Source organism: Petrotoga sp. 9T1HF07.CasAA.8.2, from assembly GCF_002895585.1.
In the GTDB taxonomy this organism is placed as follows: Bacteria; Thermotogota; Thermotogae; order Petrotogales; family Petrotogaceae; genus Petrotoga; species Petrotoga mobilis.
In genome coordinates, this window is the sequence record NZ_AZRI01000010.1 from 1 (window position 1) to 14,614 (window position 14,614).

21 protein-coding genes and 2 tRNA genes are annotated in these 14,614 nt (G+C 33.8%); 13 read left to right on the forward strand and 10 right to left on the reverse strand.

Annotated elements, in window-relative coordinates; translation table 11 throughout:
• Window positions 1-129: 129 nt before the first annotated feature.
• Window positions 130-654 carry a BMP family ABC transporter substrate-binding protein gene (locus X925_RS01440; protein ID WP_121958937.1) on the reverse strand — a complete coding sequence of 175 codons (525 nt, stop codon included), beginning with the start codon at window positions 652-654 and terminating at the stop codon, window positions 130-132.
• A gap of 144 nt (window positions 655-798) precedes the next feature.
• On the opposite strand from X925_RS01440, the gene X925_RS01445 reads away from it, so the two are divergent.
• Window positions 799-870 (forward strand) — tRNA-Arg (locus tag X925_RS01445).
• Window positions 871-875: 5 nt separating this feature from the next.
• Here X925_RS01445 and X925_RS01450 read toward each other — a convergent pair.
• Genes X925_RS01450 through X925_RS01465 form a run of 4 tightly spaced genes read right to left on the reverse strand, consistent with a single transcriptional unit; the run spans window position 876 to window position 2,387 of the window.
• Window positions 876-1,214: a YraN family protein gene (locus X925_RS01450; protein WP_012208530.1), complete on the reverse strand. Its 339-nt coding sequence runs from the start codon at window positions 1,212-1,214 to the stop codon at window positions 876-878.
• 1 nt (window position 1,215) lies between these two features.
• On the reverse strand, window positions 1,216-1,518 hold the full coding sequence (gatC, locus tag X925_RS01455) for an Asp-tRNA(Asn)/Glu-tRNA(Gln) amidotransferase subunit GatC (RefSeq protein ID WP_121514827.1): 303 nt from the start codon (window positions 1,516-1,518) through the stop codon (window positions 1,216-1,218).
• A 16-nt stretch (window positions 1,519-1,534) separates the two neighbouring features.
• Complete coding sequence (locus X925_RS01460) at window positions 1,535-1,924, reverse strand: hypothetical protein (protein WP_121514828.1); 390 nt, start codon at window positions 1,922-1,924, stop codon at window positions 1,535-1,537.
• 10 nt (window positions 1,925-1,934) lie between these two features.
• Window positions 1,935-2,387 (reverse strand): hypothetical protein, encoded by a 453-nt coding sequence (locus X925_RS01465; protein WP_012208533.1) that lies wholly within the window; start codon window positions 2,385-2,387, stop codon window positions 1,935-1,937.
• 194 nt (window positions 2,388-2,581) lie between these two features.
• On the opposite strand from X925_RS01465, the gene X925_RS01470 reads away from it, so the two are divergent.
• The 12 genes from X925_RS01470 to X925_RS01525 all read left to right on the forward strand — a co-directional run bounded on the left by X925_RS01470 (window position 2,582) and on the right by X925_RS01525 (window position 10,862).
• Window positions 2,582-3,289 (forward strand): hypothetical protein, encoded by a 708-nt coding sequence (locus X925_RS01470; protein ID WP_012208534.1) that lies wholly within the window; start codon window positions 2,582-2,584, stop codon window positions 3,287-3,289.
• 20 nt (window positions 3,290-3,309) lie between these two features.
• On the forward strand, window positions 3,310-3,966 hold the full coding sequence (locus X925_RS01475) for an N-glycosylase/DNA lyase (protein WP_012208535.1): 657 nt from the start codon (window positions 3,310-3,312) through the stop codon (window positions 3,964-3,966).
• A 108-nt stretch (window positions 3,967-4,074) separates the two neighbouring features.
• Entirely contained in the window at window positions 4,075-4,311 is a 237-nt protein-coding gene (locus X925_RS01480) for an FmdB family zinc ribbon protein (RefSeq protein WP_041534044.1), read from the forward strand.
• A gap of 39 nt (window positions 4,312-4,350) precedes the next feature.
• Window positions 4,351-4,426: transfer RNA gene (locus tag X925_RS01485), tRNA-Lys, on the forward strand.
• Between the two features lie 197 nt (window positions 4,427-4,623).
• Window positions 4,624-5,151, forward strand: coding sequence for a translation initiation factor IF-3 (infC, locus tag X925_RS01490; protein WP_012208537.1), 528 nt, complete (start codon window positions 4,624-4,626; stop codon window positions 5,149-5,151).
• A 38-nt stretch (window positions 5,152-5,189) separates the two neighbouring features.
• Window positions 5,190-5,387 (forward strand): 50S ribosomal protein L35, encoded by a 198-nt coding sequence (gene rpmI, locus X925_RS01495; protein ID WP_041534045.1) that lies wholly within the window; start codon window positions 5,190-5,192, stop codon window positions 5,385-5,387.
• 45 nt (window positions 5,388-5,432) lie between these two features.
• Window positions 5,433-5,798 (forward strand): 50S ribosomal protein L20, encoded by a 366-nt coding sequence (gene rplT, locus X925_RS01500; protein WP_012208539.1) that lies wholly within the window; start codon window positions 5,433-5,435, stop codon window positions 5,796-5,798.
• A 188-nt stretch (window positions 5,799-5,986) separates the two neighbouring features.
• Window positions 5,987-6,592, forward strand: coding sequence for an adenylyl-sulfate kinase (cysC, locus tag X925_RS01505; protein WP_103065281.1), 606 nt, complete (start codon window positions 5,987-5,989; stop codon window positions 6,590-6,592).
• Between the two features lie 104 nt (window positions 6,593-6,696).
• Window positions 6,697-7,851 (forward strand): sulfate adenylyltransferase, encoded by a 1,155-nt coding sequence (gene sat / locus X925_RS01510; protein ID WP_121514830.1) that lies wholly within the window; start codon window positions 6,697-6,699, stop codon window positions 7,849-7,851.
• A gap of 283 nt (window positions 7,852-8,134) precedes the next feature.
• Window positions 8,135-8,404, forward strand: a complete 270-nt coding sequence (locus X925_RS01515; RefSeq protein ID WP_012208542.1) for a metal-sensing transcriptional repressor — start codon at window positions 8,135-8,137, stop codon at window positions 8,402-8,404.
• A gap of 17 nt (window positions 8,405-8,421) precedes the next feature.
• On the forward strand, window positions 8,422-10,641 hold the full coding sequence (locus X925_RS01520; protein WP_121958938.1) for a cation-translocating P-type ATPase: 2,220 nt from the start codon (window positions 8,422-8,424) through the stop codon (window positions 10,639-10,641).
• 11 nt (window positions 10,642-10,652) lie between these two features.
• Entirely contained in the window at window positions 10,653-10,862 is a 210-nt protein-coding gene (locus tag X925_RS01525; protein WP_012208544.1) for a heavy-metal-associated domain-containing protein, read from the forward strand.
• A gap of 99 nt (window positions 10,863-10,961) precedes the next feature.
• Here the strand turns inward: X925_RS01525 and X925_RS01530 are convergent, their stop codons facing one another.
• The 5 genes from X925_RS01530 to X925_RS01545 form a co-directional block, all read right to left on the reverse strand.
• The gene (locus X925_RS01530) at window positions 10,962-11,906 is read right to left on the reverse strand and encodes a diacylglycerol kinase family protein (protein ID WP_121958939.1); all 945 of its coding nucleotides are present in this window, start codon (window positions 11,904-11,906) and stop codon (window positions 10,962-10,964) included.
• A 42-nt stretch (window positions 11,907-11,948) separates the two neighbouring features.
• Window positions 11,949-12,284, reverse strand: coding sequence for a hypothetical protein (locus X925_RS10350; RefSeq protein WP_041534046.1), 336 nt, complete (start codon window positions 12,282-12,284; stop codon window positions 11,949-11,951).
• A gap of 224 nt (window positions 12,285-12,508) precedes the next feature.
• On the reverse strand, window positions 12,509-12,712 hold the full coding sequence (locus tag X925_RS10355) for a hypothetical protein (protein WP_041534047.1): 204 nt from the start codon (window positions 12,710-12,712) through the stop codon (window positions 12,509-12,511).
• Between the two features lie 149 nt (window positions 12,713-12,861).
• Window positions 12,862-13,701 (reverse strand): carbohydrate ABC transporter permease, encoded by an 840-nt coding sequence (locus X925_RS01540; RefSeq protein ID WP_121958940.1) that lies wholly within the window; start codon window positions 13,699-13,701, stop codon window positions 12,862-12,864.
• A 16-nt stretch (window positions 13,702-13,717) separates the two neighbouring features.
• On the reverse strand, window positions 13,718-14,590 hold the full coding sequence (locus X925_RS01545; RefSeq protein ID WP_103876093.1) for a carbohydrate ABC transporter permease: 873 nt from the start codon (window positions 14,588-14,590) through the stop codon (window positions 13,718-13,720).
• Window positions 14,591-14,614: the final 24 nt, after the last annotated feature.

A 14,614-nucleotide genomic window follows, 5' to 3' on the forward strand; every position in this document is an offset into this window, starting at 1 on the left:
GTTAGTTCCCCGTGTAAAAAAATTTCCCCCCCATGTATTGAAAGGAAAAAGAGCATTTTTTTTAGTTTGGGAGGACCCCTAAAAACTCCAACGTAACCCTTTAATTCCCTTTCCTTTTCCCCTTTTAATTTAATAAAAGGCTTCACCCCCTCCACGATCCCCAATTCCTTCCTTTTTAACAGGAGAAATTTCAACCCCGCCAATAAAACCCACTTCATTGGTTTTTGTCATGGAAGCCGCCAAATATCCAAGTAAAAATCCACCTTCTTCTTCTTTAAAAGTATAAAGAGCTAAATTAGAAGGAATTACTTGATTAGGAGATGGTTCTATGTCTATCCCTATGAAAAATGTATCAGGATACTGCATGGCGAAATTAAACAAAACATCTGCCATCATGAATCCAACACCTATTACTACATCTCCTCTTTGAGCAGCGTTGGTTAGATTTGGAACGTAATCAGTTTGTTCTTTGGATATGAGTATTTCTGCTTCAATATCAGGGAGTTGTTCAACAGCCATTTGAACACCAGCCCATGTACCATCGTTGAAAGATTTATCTCCAAGTCCTCCTGCATCCGTCACCATAATAACTTTTAACCCAAACATGTTTGCAAACATAATCAGCGCTACCAAAAGAACAAAAACTTTTCTCATGCTTAATACCCCCATATAATTTTTTAGTGTTTCTACAAACTTTAAAACATACTATTGTTACTTTCAACTAGTAGCTCAACTTAACATTCGACATCGATTGACAGCTGTCGAATTTTCTGCTATAATAGTTTTTGTCTTTAGTAAGCCCCTGTAGTTCAACGGATAGAACGGTGGATTCCTAATCCGCAAATGAAGGTTCGACTCCTTCCAGGGGCACTTTTTTATAGCCTTTGAGCTGGGTAATAATTTATTACTCCATCGTTGGTGACAGAAATTACATCAATTTGAATTTCATCAAATTCTAGTTTTGGATGGGTAGCTATGAAATAATTACCAACTTTCATTATTTTTTTTAATTTTCTAGAATTCACCCTGAAAGCGGGGTCTCCAAAAGTTTCTTTCCCACCTTTTACTTCTATAAGATGCAATATTTTATTCTTTAAAGCTATAATGTCTATTTCGCCGTGTCTGTAAGAAAAATTCCTTGCAATTATTCGATAATCTCTATTCAAAAAAAAAGAAACCGCTTTGTCTTCGTACACTTTTCCTTTTGTATTCAAATTATTCTTCCTCGTTAACATGTATCCCTGGTACACGGAGAAAACCGTCTTTACTTTCTGGAAAGTTGTTTATTATTTCTTTTCTATCTTCAAAGTTTTCTACTTCGTCTTTTCTTAAAACGGATGTCGAGAATTCAATGGGAGATACCATCTCCTCAATTCCTTCAACGTCTATTTCATCTAATATTTTTTGATACTCTAATAAAGCGTTTAGATCTTTCTTTATCTTTTCTTCTTCACTTGGACTAAGTTCTATGTTGGACAGTTTTTTTAACTTTTTTATTAATTCAGAATTTATTTCCATAATTTGTGCTCCTTTCTTAATTCAAACCTAAAATTATCTTTAATTTTCCATTTTCTATCTCAAATTTCTCTATACTTACATTTTTGCCAATAGGATTTTCGGGGATATTGATAATTATTGTCTTGTCGTTTAATTCAACAAATTTTGGGAGTTCCTCTTTTTTGATCATTTTTGCCGGGATATTATGAAAAAACTCGTATCTCCCTGTTAATGTTTTAGGATAGGTCTTTAATTTTAAATAGTATTTGAACATCAACACCTTGAATCTAATTTCGTTATCACTGAACTCTATATTTGATACGTGATCAAATATTCTTTTCAAGAAATGAAATTTACTGTTTTCTAAAATTTTTATCAAAAATTCTTTGGCTGCCTCTTCATCTATTTCCAACAATATTTCTTTCATTACTCACCGCCTATTTTTTGAATTCAAGAAGTAATTCAAACTTTCCGTCTTGAAGAATGAATCTAGAAATTTTTAAAGATTTTAACATGGTATCAACAAAAGGATTTATTTTTACTTTATTAAAATCTATCAAAATCTCATAATCTTTTGAAGAAACTGCTTCGCTGAATTCTGAAAGTATATAAAATACACCTTCTAAAATCTTTCTGACACCTTCATCACCACTCAAGGACAAGCGCAACTTTCCGTTTTCTAAATCTTCTGGTTTTTCTAAAATCTTGATCAAAGATTCCACTTTTGAATCTTTCCCCAAAAAATTGACCTCCATTTGAAAACTTATTCCATCTTCCCTCAGCTTTACATTCAAATTTTTTAGACCTTGCACTTGGGTATTTTCTTCGATAACTTTGTCTATTAAACCGTTTATAAATTCTTCATCAACCTCGATTCTTAAACTTCCCAATTTAATTCCTCCTTCTAACTTTTAATTTTTTTGTACCCTAGAAATCTTTATCACTCTTCACTTCGTTCAAGAGAGTTAAAACCTTTTTAAAATTATACCATAAAATTGATTTTGCCAATCAAAAATATGTGATACAATTAGTTGGTTTAAGATTTTAAAAATACTAATTTAATTATAAAAGGGGTGAATTTGATATGGTAACTCCAGATTTTATCAATACCGAGGCTTTTACAAATCTCTATTTATTGTTAGTTAATTCAGTCTATATTTTGTTCCCTCTATCCCTAATACTTTTACTTTTTTCAAAGATTTCTTTCAAAGTTACTATTTTTCTTTTGGGTGTATATGCATCCTATTCCATAGTGATACCTTATCTTCTCAAAGTCCCCTTAATTAATAATTTTGTTCTAACGTTTGGTGATTACAGCTTTTTTATTTATTTGATATTCAGTTTGATCTTTGGATTTGTATTTTATCATCTAGTTAATGTAGCCTTTGTGGTTGGTGGTTTCCTTTTAGGCGGACTGGTTGGTTACTCAATAGGAACTTTTATAATTTCTTCCAATGGAGAGTGGTTGAATAATCTACCTTTTTCCATTTCTTACATTCCTTGGATAATTTTTGCTATCTTAGGTGTGATCGTTGCGATAATCTTTTCAAAGAATTATCAGTCAATCATCTCAATCATTTCAGTGATATTTGGAAGTTTTATACTATCTTTTTACACCATCTATTTATTGGAAAAACACACATCCATTACCATCGGAAATAATTCTTTGCTAAGTGGATGGGAACAACTAAGCCAGCCTGAGTTTTTTGGAATCTTTATTTCTCTTATAATTTATATGATCTTAGGTTTTTTCTTAATTGTAAGATCCAACAGAAAAAAAGGTAATAATTGACACAATCTTGGAGGAATAAGATGATCCATTCTAACATAACAAATTCTTTAGATATTTTGGTCAATAAAATAGAAGATGTGAAACTTACAATTAAGGATGAAGTTGAAAGAAGGTTTGAAGAGTTTAAGGATATTGGAAAAAATGGCGATGAATTGGACTTATTCAGTGAACTATCTTTTTGTGTATTAACGGCAAATTGGAGGGCAAAGGGTGGCATAAAAGCTCAGAAATTTATCACAAAAGAGGGATTCGCTCACTATAACGAAGAGCAATTAATATCAAAATTAAGAGAAGTTGGACATAGGTTCCCAAATACCAGATCACGATATATAGTCGAAAATAGATGGATAATTGGAAGTTTGAAAAACTTACTTCAAAAAGATATTTCAGAAAGCAGAAGGTTTTTAGTCGAAAATATAAAAGGTATAGGCTGGAAAGAAGCCAGCCATTTTTTAAGAAACGTTGGAATAGAAGACGTCGCTATATTAGATAAGCACATACTGAAAATCATGAAAAATTATAATCTCGTGAAAGAAGTCCCCAAACCTTCTTGGACGGAGAAAAAGTATACTGATCTGGAAAATCAACTGAGAGTTTTATCAAAGATGGTTGAAGAACCATTAGGGAAATTAGATCTTTATCTATGGTACATGGAAACGGGCCAAATTGACAAATAAAAAAACTATTAACATATATAACATATTAAATTTCACATAAATTTGATAGGCTACTTTTTGGTTATTTGTGATTTTTTATCAAAAAATACAAAAGGGGGAAAGATAAAATTGCCTCTATATAGATACAAGTGCAAAAATTGTGGTTATGAGTTCACTATTTTGCATTCTATGAATGAAACACCTGAAGTTAAATGTGAACTATGTGGTTCAAAAGCTGAAAAGATAATTGGTAATGTTGGTATTTCTTTCAAAGGTGAAGGTTTCTATATTACCGACTCAAGAAAATCCAAATCAAAATCTTCTTCATCTACGTCAAGTAAGGAATCAGATCAAGTCGCTTCTTGACAAACAAATTGAGTTAAGGTATAATTAAAAAGTGGTATAGGGCCATTAGCTCAGCTGGTAGAGCGACTGACTCTTAATCAGTAGGTCGTGGGTTCGAAACCCGCATGGCCCACCAGAATTTAATAATATATAAAAGGTAAAGAGGAAGTCGCCCGTAGTTAACTTCCCACCCCGGGGAATAATCAAAAACCGTCAGGGGTACGCATGTTGAAAAAAATGACTCTTTGATTAGGAAAAGAGAGTTATTTGTGTTTAAGAAGAAATGGGTGACGATCCGTCACCCATTTTTTATATGTTAAATAAGGAAGGTGATTGTGTATAAGCGATAAAGTCGCTAAAAATAATGAGATCAAAGCTAGAAAAGTTCTGGTAATAGATCAGGAGGGGAACAAACTCGGAGAGATGCCGACAAAAGAAGCGTTAAAATTAGCCGAACAATCAGGAGTGGACTTGGTTTTAGTAGCCCCTGAAGCTAAACCTCCAGTTGCCAGAATGATGGATTATGGTAAATATATCTACGAAAAAGAGAAAAAGGAAAAATTAGCTAAGAAAAAGCAAAAAAAACAAGTTCTTAAAGAGATGAAATTTAGACTCAGAATCGATGATCATGATTTCAACACCAAATTGAAAAAGATAAGGGAATTTTTAGAAGATGGCTATAAAGTAAGAGCAGTAATTATGTTCTTAGGTAGAGATATACTTTTTAAAGAAAAAGGTAAGGAAATACTTGACAAAGTGGTATCTCAAACGTCGGATATAGCAAAAGTTTCCAGAGGGGCAAAATTATTGGGTAAAGATATGGATATTATTTTAGAGCCAATCAATGAGGAGAAAAAATAAGTAATCTACATATACTCTAAAAATTGGGAGGAATCAAGATGCCTAAATTAAAGACAAAAGGTTCTGCGAAAAAAAGGTTCAAGGTCACAAAAAACGGAAAAATTCTTCGACATAGAAGTAACGTAGGACATAATACGGGTTTCAAAAATAGCAGTCATATGAGAAGGCTAAAAAAAGAGGTAGAAGTACCGAAGGAAATAGTAGATAAAGTTGAAAAATCACTTGGTCTAAAATGATGATTTGAAATCAAACTTAATTTAAGTTAAAGGAGTGTATAGGAGATGAGAATTAAAAGATCTGTTACTTCTCACAAAAAAAAGAAAAAATATATAAAAGCGGCAAAAGGCTACTCGGGAGCAGTAGGTAGACGTTATTCATTGGCAAAACAACAATACTACAAATCTGGAAAATATTCTTATGCAGGTAGAAAAAACAAAAAAAGAGACTACAGAAATCTTTGGATAACAAGAATCAACGCCGCTGCAAGAGCACAAGGATTGAAGTATAATGAGTTAATTCATGGTTTAAAATTGGCTAATGTTGACATAAACAGAAAAATGCTTTCTGAACTTGCCGTAAACGATCCAGATGGATTCAACGAATACGTGAATATTGCTAAGCAATCTCTAGCTGAAAGCGTACAATAACTACAAAAGGGCGAATATACTCGCCCTTATTTTTTTCTACAACCAGTTTTACTTTCCTTTTTAACCTAATCCCCGCATATGTTCTAATACCTTAACTTGACTGAGCCCTCTGATTAGAGTATAATCTTCTTGACAGAGTACTTTTGTTAAGATTTATATTATGGATAAGGCTTTTGGGAGGTATAAAAGTGGAGAGAAAAAAGAGTGAAAATGTAGTATGGCATGCTGGAAAGGTAAAAAAAGAAGACAGAGAAAAACTTTTAGGACAAAAGGGAGTAATCCTTTGGTTTACGGGGTTATCTGGATCTGGAAAATCGACTATAGCACATGATTTGGAAGAAAGATTGTTGAAAATGGGAAAGTTGTCGTATGTTTTGGATGGAGACAACATTAGACACGGTTTAAATGGTGATTTAGGATTCTCCCCAGAAGATAGGGAGGAAAATATTAGAAGGATAGGAGAAGTTGCAAAGTTATTCTCTGATCTTGGGATAATTACAATGACAGCCTTCATTTCCCCATACAAAAAAGACAGGCAGAGGGTAAGAGAGCTAGTAAAAGACGGGGAATTCATAGAGATATACGTGAAATGTCCGCTTGACGAATTGAAAAACCGGGATCCAAAGGGTATGTACGAAAAAGCTATTAAAGGCGAAATAAAAAATTTCACAGGGGTTTCAGCTCCCTACGAAGAGCCTGAGAATCCTGAGTTAATTTTGAACACCGATGTAGAAAGCATAGAAGAATCGGTTGAAAAAGTCATTGAATATTTAAAAAACAACAATATTATCTGATTGCAGCCTTGTGCAAAAATTAAAGTACCTTTTATCCTTAAGGGTGGGGAGCGGGGTGAAAGGGCGCTAAAACAGTTTTATGAATAAAACGGAGGTCTAAAAAAATGATTGAGCCACACGGTGGAAAATTGGTCAACAAAATAGCTACTGAAGAAGAAAAAAAAGAATGGTTAAAAAGGTCGAAAGAGTTAAAAAGTATAAGTGTAACTTATTTTGATCTATCTGAGCTAGAAAACATTGCAACTGGACTATTTAGCCCCTTAGAAGGGTTTATGACAAAAGAAGATTACATTTCTGTTTTAAACAACATGAGATTATCTAACGGAACGGTATGGTCTATTCCAATAATTCTATCGGTAAAAAAAGAGATTGCGGACGAATTAAAAGTGGGAGAAGATGTATTGATAAAGAACCAAGAAGATTCAAAAGAGTATGCTATACTACATCTTCAAGAAAAGTTTGAAAGAAGAAAAGAAGAAGAGGCGTTGAAGGTTTACAAAACCCAAGACGAAACCCATCCTGGGGTGAAGTTTTTATACGAACAAGGAGAAATAGCATTAGGTGGGGAGATTACCTTACTCAACAGGATAGAGCACGAAAACTTTCAAGAGTTCAGATTCGACCCAAAAGATACAAGAAAGATATTCTCTGAAAAAGGTTGGAAAACGATAGTAGCCTTTCAAACGAGAAATCCCATACACAGGGCACACGAGTATTTGCAGAAGACAGCGCTTGAAATCGTCGATGGTTTGTTCTTAAACCCGTTGGTGGGAAAAACAAAAGATGAAGACATTCCTTCTGATGTGAGGATGAAATCCTACGAAGTTATACTGGACAAGTACTACCCAAAAGAAAGGGTATTTTTAGGGGTATTTCCTGTTAACATGAGATACGCTGGACCAAAAGAAGCGATCTTTCATGCTATATGTAGAAAGAACTATGGATGCACACATTTTATTGTAGGAAGAGACCATGCAGGTGTTGGAGATTACTACGGAACTTACGAAGCTCAAGAGATATTTGACCAGTTTAAACCCGAAGAGATAGGGATAGTACCACTAAAATTTGAACATGCATTTTATTGCACCAAATGTGAAAGCATGGCTACAGCAAAAACATGTCCACACGGAAAAGAAGACCATGTATTCCTCAGTGGGACAAAGGTAAGGGAAATGCTTTCAAAAGGAGAAAAACCACCAAAAGAGTTCACAAGAGCCGAAGTTGCAGAAATACTAATGGAATACTATATGGAAAAGTAATTTAGTTAATTTTTAGATAAAATATTAGATTGTTGAAAAATATAAAAGGCGTCTGCATAAGGCGTCTTTTTTATTTTACAAAACAATACTTAGGCTTTTTACCAAAAAATCAATTTTGTGGGATTATATGACTAACTTCAGAGTTACTTACTCGCAAGTTACTAACTCGTGAGTAAGTAACTGGGTTTACTGTTTTGACAATCCATATTAATTTGATCGTAACAAAAATAGTTTATAATTTTTTTACCCTCCCCTGGTGGGATGGATAAAAGGAGGCGATTTTATGAAACATGAAAAGGCTCTTAGAAAACTTAAAACAGCGCGTGGACAGATTGATGCAGCTATAAAAATGATTGAAGAAGAAAGATACTGTATTGATATATCTAAGCAACTGTTAGCCACAATTTCTCTTTTAAAAAATGCACACTCTGAAATATTGAAAAAACATATAGAAACATGCGTGAAAGATGCAACGTCTTCTAAAGATCCCGAAGAAATCAATGTAAAATTAGAAGAACTTGAAGAGGTTTTTGATTATCTCAAAAAAACTTAGAAAAGGTGGTGTACTATATGAGTGAAGTCAAAGAAAAACCGATAGAATCTACAAATTCTCAAGAAAAATTTGCCGAAAATAATAAAGTATCTTTTAGCGTTCAAGGGATGACTTGTGCTACATGTGTAAAAAACGTAGAACGGGCGCTTAAAAAATTAGATGGGGTAAAATATGTCTCAGTCAATTTAGCCACAGAAAAAGCTATAGTAATATCACAAGAAGCAATACCGATGAACGAAATCAAAAAGGCTGTAGCAGATGTTGGATACAAGGTCTCTGAGGAAATGCCCACCGAGGATCTGATAGAAAAAAGATTCAAAGAATCACGCAAAGATATGTATATTTCATTAGCCATTACTATACCTCTTATGGTTGTTATGATTTTAAGTATGAGCGGGGTACATGTTCCTTTTATGCTATTGATTGAGTTAATCGGTGGCGCAGCCACAATTTTCATTCCAGGTAGAAAAACTTTAAAAAGCGCCTGGATCGCTTTATCTCATCTTCACACAAATATGGATACATTAGTTTCTCTTGGAGCTATTTCAGCGTGGGCAACAACAATTTTAGCAATTGTAGGATTGAATATTCTTTCTTTTGGTACTATTGCATCTATGCTAATTACACTGAATCTGGTTGGTAGATACATCGAAGCAAGGATGAAACATAGTGCTTCAAAAGAAATAAAGCTCCTTCTATCCATGAAAGTCGACAAAGCTAATGTTATTACTGATGAAGGTGTGGTTGAATTACCCATAGAGACGGTCAAAATAGGTGATTTAATACTGGTGAGACAAGGTGAAAAAATACCTTTAGATGGTACTATCGTAGAAGGGCAAGCTTCCATAAACGAGTCTATGATAAGCGGTGAACCATTACCCCTATTAAAAAGCGAGAAGGATCCCGTAGTGAGTGGAACGATAGTTGAATCAGGTCTCTTAAAAATAAAAGTGGAAAAAGTCGGAGAAGACACATTCCTAAATCAAATGATCAAACTTGTAGAAGAAGCTTCATCCTCTAAAGTACCTATTCAAGCTCTGGCTGACAGAATAACCTTGTATTTTATCCCGACGGTTTTTTCGTTAGCTGTCTTAAGTGGTATGATTTGGTTTTTCCAATATGAAACATTCCAACCTTTTTTGATTAACGCTTCAAAAGTCATTCCTTGGGTTCTTACAGATGCTGGTCCGCTATCTACGGCAATTTTCTCGTTTGTTGCCACACTTGTTATAGCGTGCCCATGTGCACTTGGCTTAGCAACACCTATGGCTCTTGTGGCTGCCAGTTCTGTATCTGCCAAAAAAGGATTGATAATAAAAAATGGAGAAGCCATCCAAACGGCTAAAGATATAGACACAATTCTCATGGACAAAACTGGGACCTTAACTAAAGGGCAACCTTCAGTTATTGAGCACAATTTAGATGATGAAACATTTTTGATTATTTCAGAAATAGAGAAAAATTCTACTCACCCATTGGCTAAAGCCATAGTCGAATACGCACATGAGCATATTAAAAATCAGAACGTTGAAATTGAAGAAATAGAGGAAATAACAGGCAAAGGAATCGTTGGGACATACAAAAACAATGAATACTATATCGGTAAACCACGTGATGCAAAACCCTACCAAGAATTTATGGAAAACGCAGAAACGGTAATAGAGGTAAGTAAAAATGAAAAAATTGTTGGCTACATAAGAATCGCAGACGAGATTAAAAGCGATGCTGTAGAAGCTATAAAACAATTAAAAGAAATGGGAATGGAACCCATAATGGTAACAGGTGACAACGAAAACACCGCCAGAGCCGTTGCTAAAAAGGTTGGAATTGATAAGGTATTTGCAAATATATCACCCCAAAATAAAGTAGAAATAGTCAGAAAATATCAGATAGAAGGGAAAAAGGTCGGCATGATAGGCGATGGAATAAACGATGCTGCAGCATTAAAATCATCTGATATGGGTATTGCAATAGGTAACGGAACAGATTTGGCAATAGAATCTGCGGATGTAATAATAAGTCAAGGCGAAATTTCAAAAGTTATAGATGCAATAAATATATCAGAAATAACCTTTAAAAAAATCAAACAAAACTTATTCTGGGCTTTCTTCTACAACATTATCGCGATACCCTTGGCAATGATCGGCATCCTTCACCCAGCAATAGCAGAGGTCGCTATGTTATTTAGTTCCATAAACGTGATTTACAATTCAAGCAGAATCACAAAAAAACTATAGGAGGTTAAACAATGAAATACGTATTTGATGTTCCAGATATGTCTTGTGAACATTGCAAGATGAATATTGAAAGGCAATTAAAATCTTCAGGTATCGTGCAAAATTTCAACGTTGATTTAGAAAACAAAAAAGTAGAAGTTGAAACATTGCAAGAACCAGAAAAAATAGAAAACTTACTGGATGAAATAGGTTATCCCCCAAAATTGGTAAGCCAGGAATAATTTTTCAAAAAGCAGGAGCACTTGTTGCTCCTGTTTATATTATTAATTGATTAAATTTTTTTCTTTTACTTTCATATTTATTAGCAGGAAGCAGATCCATTAATGTTCTATTGATAGCCCACTTAAAACCTTAAGTCTTTGAGGGAGAGTTTCAAAATACAACGGAGAATGGCCCAAAGATTCACCATCCGTTTCTAAATACAGCTTTTCTTTGGATGTAATTTCTATCAATTTTCCTCTAAAGGTTTTCACAGCTTCATGATTTATAAATGAGCCATCGTATATTTTCCTTAGATTTGCTAAAATTGTACCAACAGATATCTTATCAACGACGGTTACATCGAAAAGTCCATCATCGTATTTTGCCTTCGGTGTAAACATCATTCCTCCTCCACTGTATCTACAAATCCCAACATTCAAGGTTAAAGCTTGATTTGCATACACCTTTTCTCCATCAATTTTGATTTCAACATAAGGATCCTTGAAGGAAATTAAAGTGCTTAATAAATTTAAAGAATAAGAAAGCTTGCCAAACAATCTTTTTTTACTTTTATTAGCCTTATAGGTGACTTCTGCATCAAAACCCATCCCTGCAACATTCACAAAATATCTTGTTTTTTCAACACCTGTTTGAATATAACTAACCTTACCAACATCTTGTAATATGAAATTGTCTTTACGTAAATTGCTTACCGCCTCTTCATAATTAGCAGGTATACCGACGCTTTTTCCCCAATCGTTACCAGAGCCAGAACCTATAGAACCAATTGATATTTCGATTGGATCTATAATATCCTGCAACATTATTGCGTTAACTATTTCGTTGACCGTTCCATCTCCACCCACAGAAATTAATTTTTTATACCCTTTTTTAATTCCTTCCATTGCCAAATTAAAACCATCGTAAGGCTTTTGGGTAAATAAATAATCAAAGGATATCTTTTTCTTTTCCAAAATAGAATAGATATTTTTTGTCCATACTTTTAGGGCTTTACCCCCACCCGCTACAGGATTGACTATGAACAGTATTTTATCTTGTTCCACAAGGGTAGATCTCCTTTTTCATTTTAATATCTAACTAATTTACTATATTTGACCAACTGATTCAAGAAAATCGATAAAAAATCCTTTTATTATGGAAGAAGAATAAGACAATACACTCAACGTTTCTTCCTTAAGTTTTGACAATTTTCCTTCTTCATCCATCTTTCTAATTTGTTCAATAGTTACATAATCATTTAAACTTTCCCCAAACTGAGATTTGATCTCTGAATGAATCATAGAAAACTTACTAAGAGAATAGCCCGTCATTTCTTGAACGTAGTCTTCGTAATTATCAAAAAAGGCAGGTTTTGCCCCCAAAATAACTTCTTTCGCGGAATTATCAGAATAATACAAAAGATATACTAAATAATCGTCCATAAAATAGTGTGCATTGTTAAGTTTCCTTGATATGTCCTTGTTAAAAGCTGCTCCTATGATTTCAAAAAATGAACCGGGGGCATTGTGATAAGGTTGTGAAAGATCTTCGATATAATGAAGCGCACGAGCTAAAAATCTATAACCCCAATATTCGTCATTTTTTTCAAAAGCTTGTTTGGATAATTCTACAAAGTAGAGAAATGATTTGTCGCCTTCGAAAACCTTTAAAAATCCAATTCGGTTAAACTAAGATATTCTAAATTGTATTGCCTTTCTTCCTCGTATGAATATTCTGTAATAAAAACCTTTTTATCAATATTTGGTAAATCTTGAATTATATAATAAGTCATCGCCTCATGCCCACTCCAAGGGAACAGTGTAGTAGACATAAAAACAATAAAAAGTAAATACAATATGGATTTTTTCATGGACAAAATCACCTTTTTATAAAATCCTTCAATTCCTTTAATTCTTTTAAAATTTTACCATAAAATGATCTTAACAAGAAAGCAAATCAAAAAAACCCCATTTGGGGTTTTGTTGGTTAAATAATTATTTAATTTTGTTAAAACCTACTTCATTCTTTAAGCCCACTACTGACCAAACTTTTTACAAACAAATCTTGAAGTAGAAAAAATATTATAAGGGTAGGTAAAGCAACTAACAGTGTCCCTGCCATTATCACTCCCCAATTGTTACTGGACTCTCCTGAGATCATCATCTTTACGCCAACCTGTACCGTCCTCATGTCATCTTGCATGGTAACTATCAAAGGCCAAAGATACATATTCCATGCATAAACAAAATTAATAATAGCCGCCCCAGCGATTATTGGCCCAGACAAAGGTACAAGCACCTTGAAAAAATATTGCATAGCTGAAGCACCATCTATTTTTGCTGCATCCTCTAAAGAGCGAGGAATCGTCATAAAATGTTGCCTAAATAGGAATGTATTGGTTGCTGAAGCGGTAAAAGGTATTATCAACGCCCAGTAGGTGTTAACCCAACCAAGATTTGACATCAGCATAAACAAAGGCAAAATCATAACCGTTTCGGCTGGCAAAAATAAAGTTACAAAGAGGGTGGAAAACAATATGTTCTTTCCTTTAAATTGAAAAGAAGAAAAAGCATAAGCAGCCAATGTTCCTGTTATTAACTTTCCTAATGTTGTAAATGAAGCCACCAGCAACGAATTGAACAACATTCTGCCCATTGGAACAAGTTGTATAGCTGTGATGTAATTTTTAAAATTGATACTTGAAGGAAAAAACTTAGGTGGATAAGAGAAAACCTCCGTTGGTTCCATAAAACTCATGGAAATTGCCAGTATGAAAGGTAAAAACATGAAAAAAGATACAATTATTAAACTTAACTCTACAAAAACATAATTAACTTTTTCTCTAGTCGATTTCCTCATTATTACTTGACTCCCTTCATTGATAATGAACCCTTTTCTCACCAAATCTGAAATAAAGAAAGGTGATAATTGACATAATAATAAATAAGATAACACTTTCAGCAGCAGCTAAACTTGTTTTTTGGAAAAAGAATGCGTCTTGATATAGTTTGTAAATTAAGGTTGTAGTGCTTCCTAAGGGTCCCCCTCTTGTCATAATGTCAATGATCCCAAACGACTCAAACATTCCATTGGTGATGTTCATAATAACTAAGTAAAATGTAATGGGAGAAAGTATAGGAAATTTTATTTTCCACATCCTTTGCCATACGTTCGCTCCATCAATAAGAGAACTCTCTATTATTGATTCCGATATGGACTGTAACCCTGCAAGGTAGAAAATAATTGAAAAAGGCAGCATCTTCCAAACACTGGCAACTATAACTGAAATTAACGCATATGGCACTTGATTTAACCAATTAATACTTTCTCCTGTGATTCTTGACAGAATATAATTCACATGCCCTGCAACCGGATTCAACATAAAGGTCCACAGCGCACCTCCAATAGTAAAGGAAATAACATAAGGAACAAAAATTAAAGTTCTATAAATTCTTACCCCAAAAACCTTATTATCTAATAATTGTGCGATTAGGTAGCCTAAAATAATGACTATTATTACCGTTGTAACTATATATATGATTGTGATCTTTAACGCATCCCAATATGCCTCATTCTCAAAAAGCTTAATGTAATTGTCTAAACCTGCATATATTTTCTTATTACCAAATGGTGATATTTTATAAAAGCTCATTAGAAAGGAGTTAATTGCAGGCCAATATATAAAAAGGGCAATAATTATTAGTGTCGGTGCAAGCAAAAGATAAGGTGTATATTTTCCCCACTTCATATTTTATTTCCTCCCAAAAAACCA

Excerpts from the sequence above, each read along its gene's own strand:
- X925_RS01440 (WP_121958937.1), bottom strand. The coding sequence starts at position 654 with ATGAGAAAAGTTTTTGTTCTTTTGGTAGCGCTGATTATGTTTGCAAAC.
- gatC (WP_121514827.1), bottom strand. The coding sequence starts at position 1,518 with ATGGAAATAAATTCTGAATTAATAAAAAAGTTAAAAAAACTGTCCAAC.
- X925_RS01460 (WP_121514828.1), bottom strand. The coding sequence starts at position 1,924 with ATGAAAGAAATATTGTTGGAAATAGATGAAGAGGCAGCCAAAGAATTT.
- X925_RS01470 (WP_012208534.1), top strand. The coding sequence starts at position 2,582 with ATGGTAACTCCAGATTTTATCAATACCGAGGCTTTTACAAATCTCTAT.
- X925_RS01475 (WP_012208535.1), top strand. The coding sequence starts at position 3,310 with ATGATCCATTCTAACATAACAAATTCTTTAGATATTTTGGTCAATAAA.
- rpmI (WP_041534045.1), top strand. The coding sequence starts at position 5,190 with ATGCCTAAATTAAAGACAAAAGGTTCTGCGAAAAAAAGGTTCAAGGTC.
- rplT (WP_012208539.1), top strand. The coding sequence starts at position 5,433 with ATGAGAATTAAAAGATCTGTTACTTCTCACAAAAAAAAGAAAAAATAT.
- sat (WP_121514830.1), top strand. The coding sequence starts at position 6,697 with ATGATTGAGCCACACGGTGGAAAATTGGTCAACAAAATAGCTACTGAA.
- X925_RS01515 (WP_012208542.1), top strand. The coding sequence starts at position 8,135 with ATGAAACATGAAAAGGCTCTTAGAAAACTTAAAACAGCGCGTGGACAG.
- X925_RS01520 (WP_121958938.1), top strand. The coding sequence starts at position 8,422 with ATGAGTGAAGTCAAAGAAAAACCGATAGAATCTACAAATTCTCAAGAA.
- X925_RS01525 (WP_012208544.1), top strand. The coding sequence starts at position 10,653 with ATGAAATACGTATTTGATGTTCCAGATATGTCTTGTGAACATTGCAAG.
- X925_RS10350 (WP_041534046.1), bottom strand. The coding sequence starts at position 12,284 with ATGGACGATTATTTAGTATATCTTTTGTATTATTCTGATAATTCCGCG.
- X925_RS10355 (WP_041534047.1), bottom strand. The coding sequence starts at position 12,712 with ATGAAAAAATCCATATTGTATTTACTTTTTATTGTTTTTATGTCTACT.
- X925_RS01540 (WP_121958940.1), bottom strand. The coding sequence starts at position 13,701 with ATGAGGAAATCGACTAGAGAAAAAGTTAATTATGTTTTTGTAGAGTTA.
- X925_RS01545 (WP_103876093.1), bottom strand. The coding sequence starts at position 14,590 with ATGAAGTGGGGAAAATATACACCTTATCTTTTGCTTGCACCGACACTA.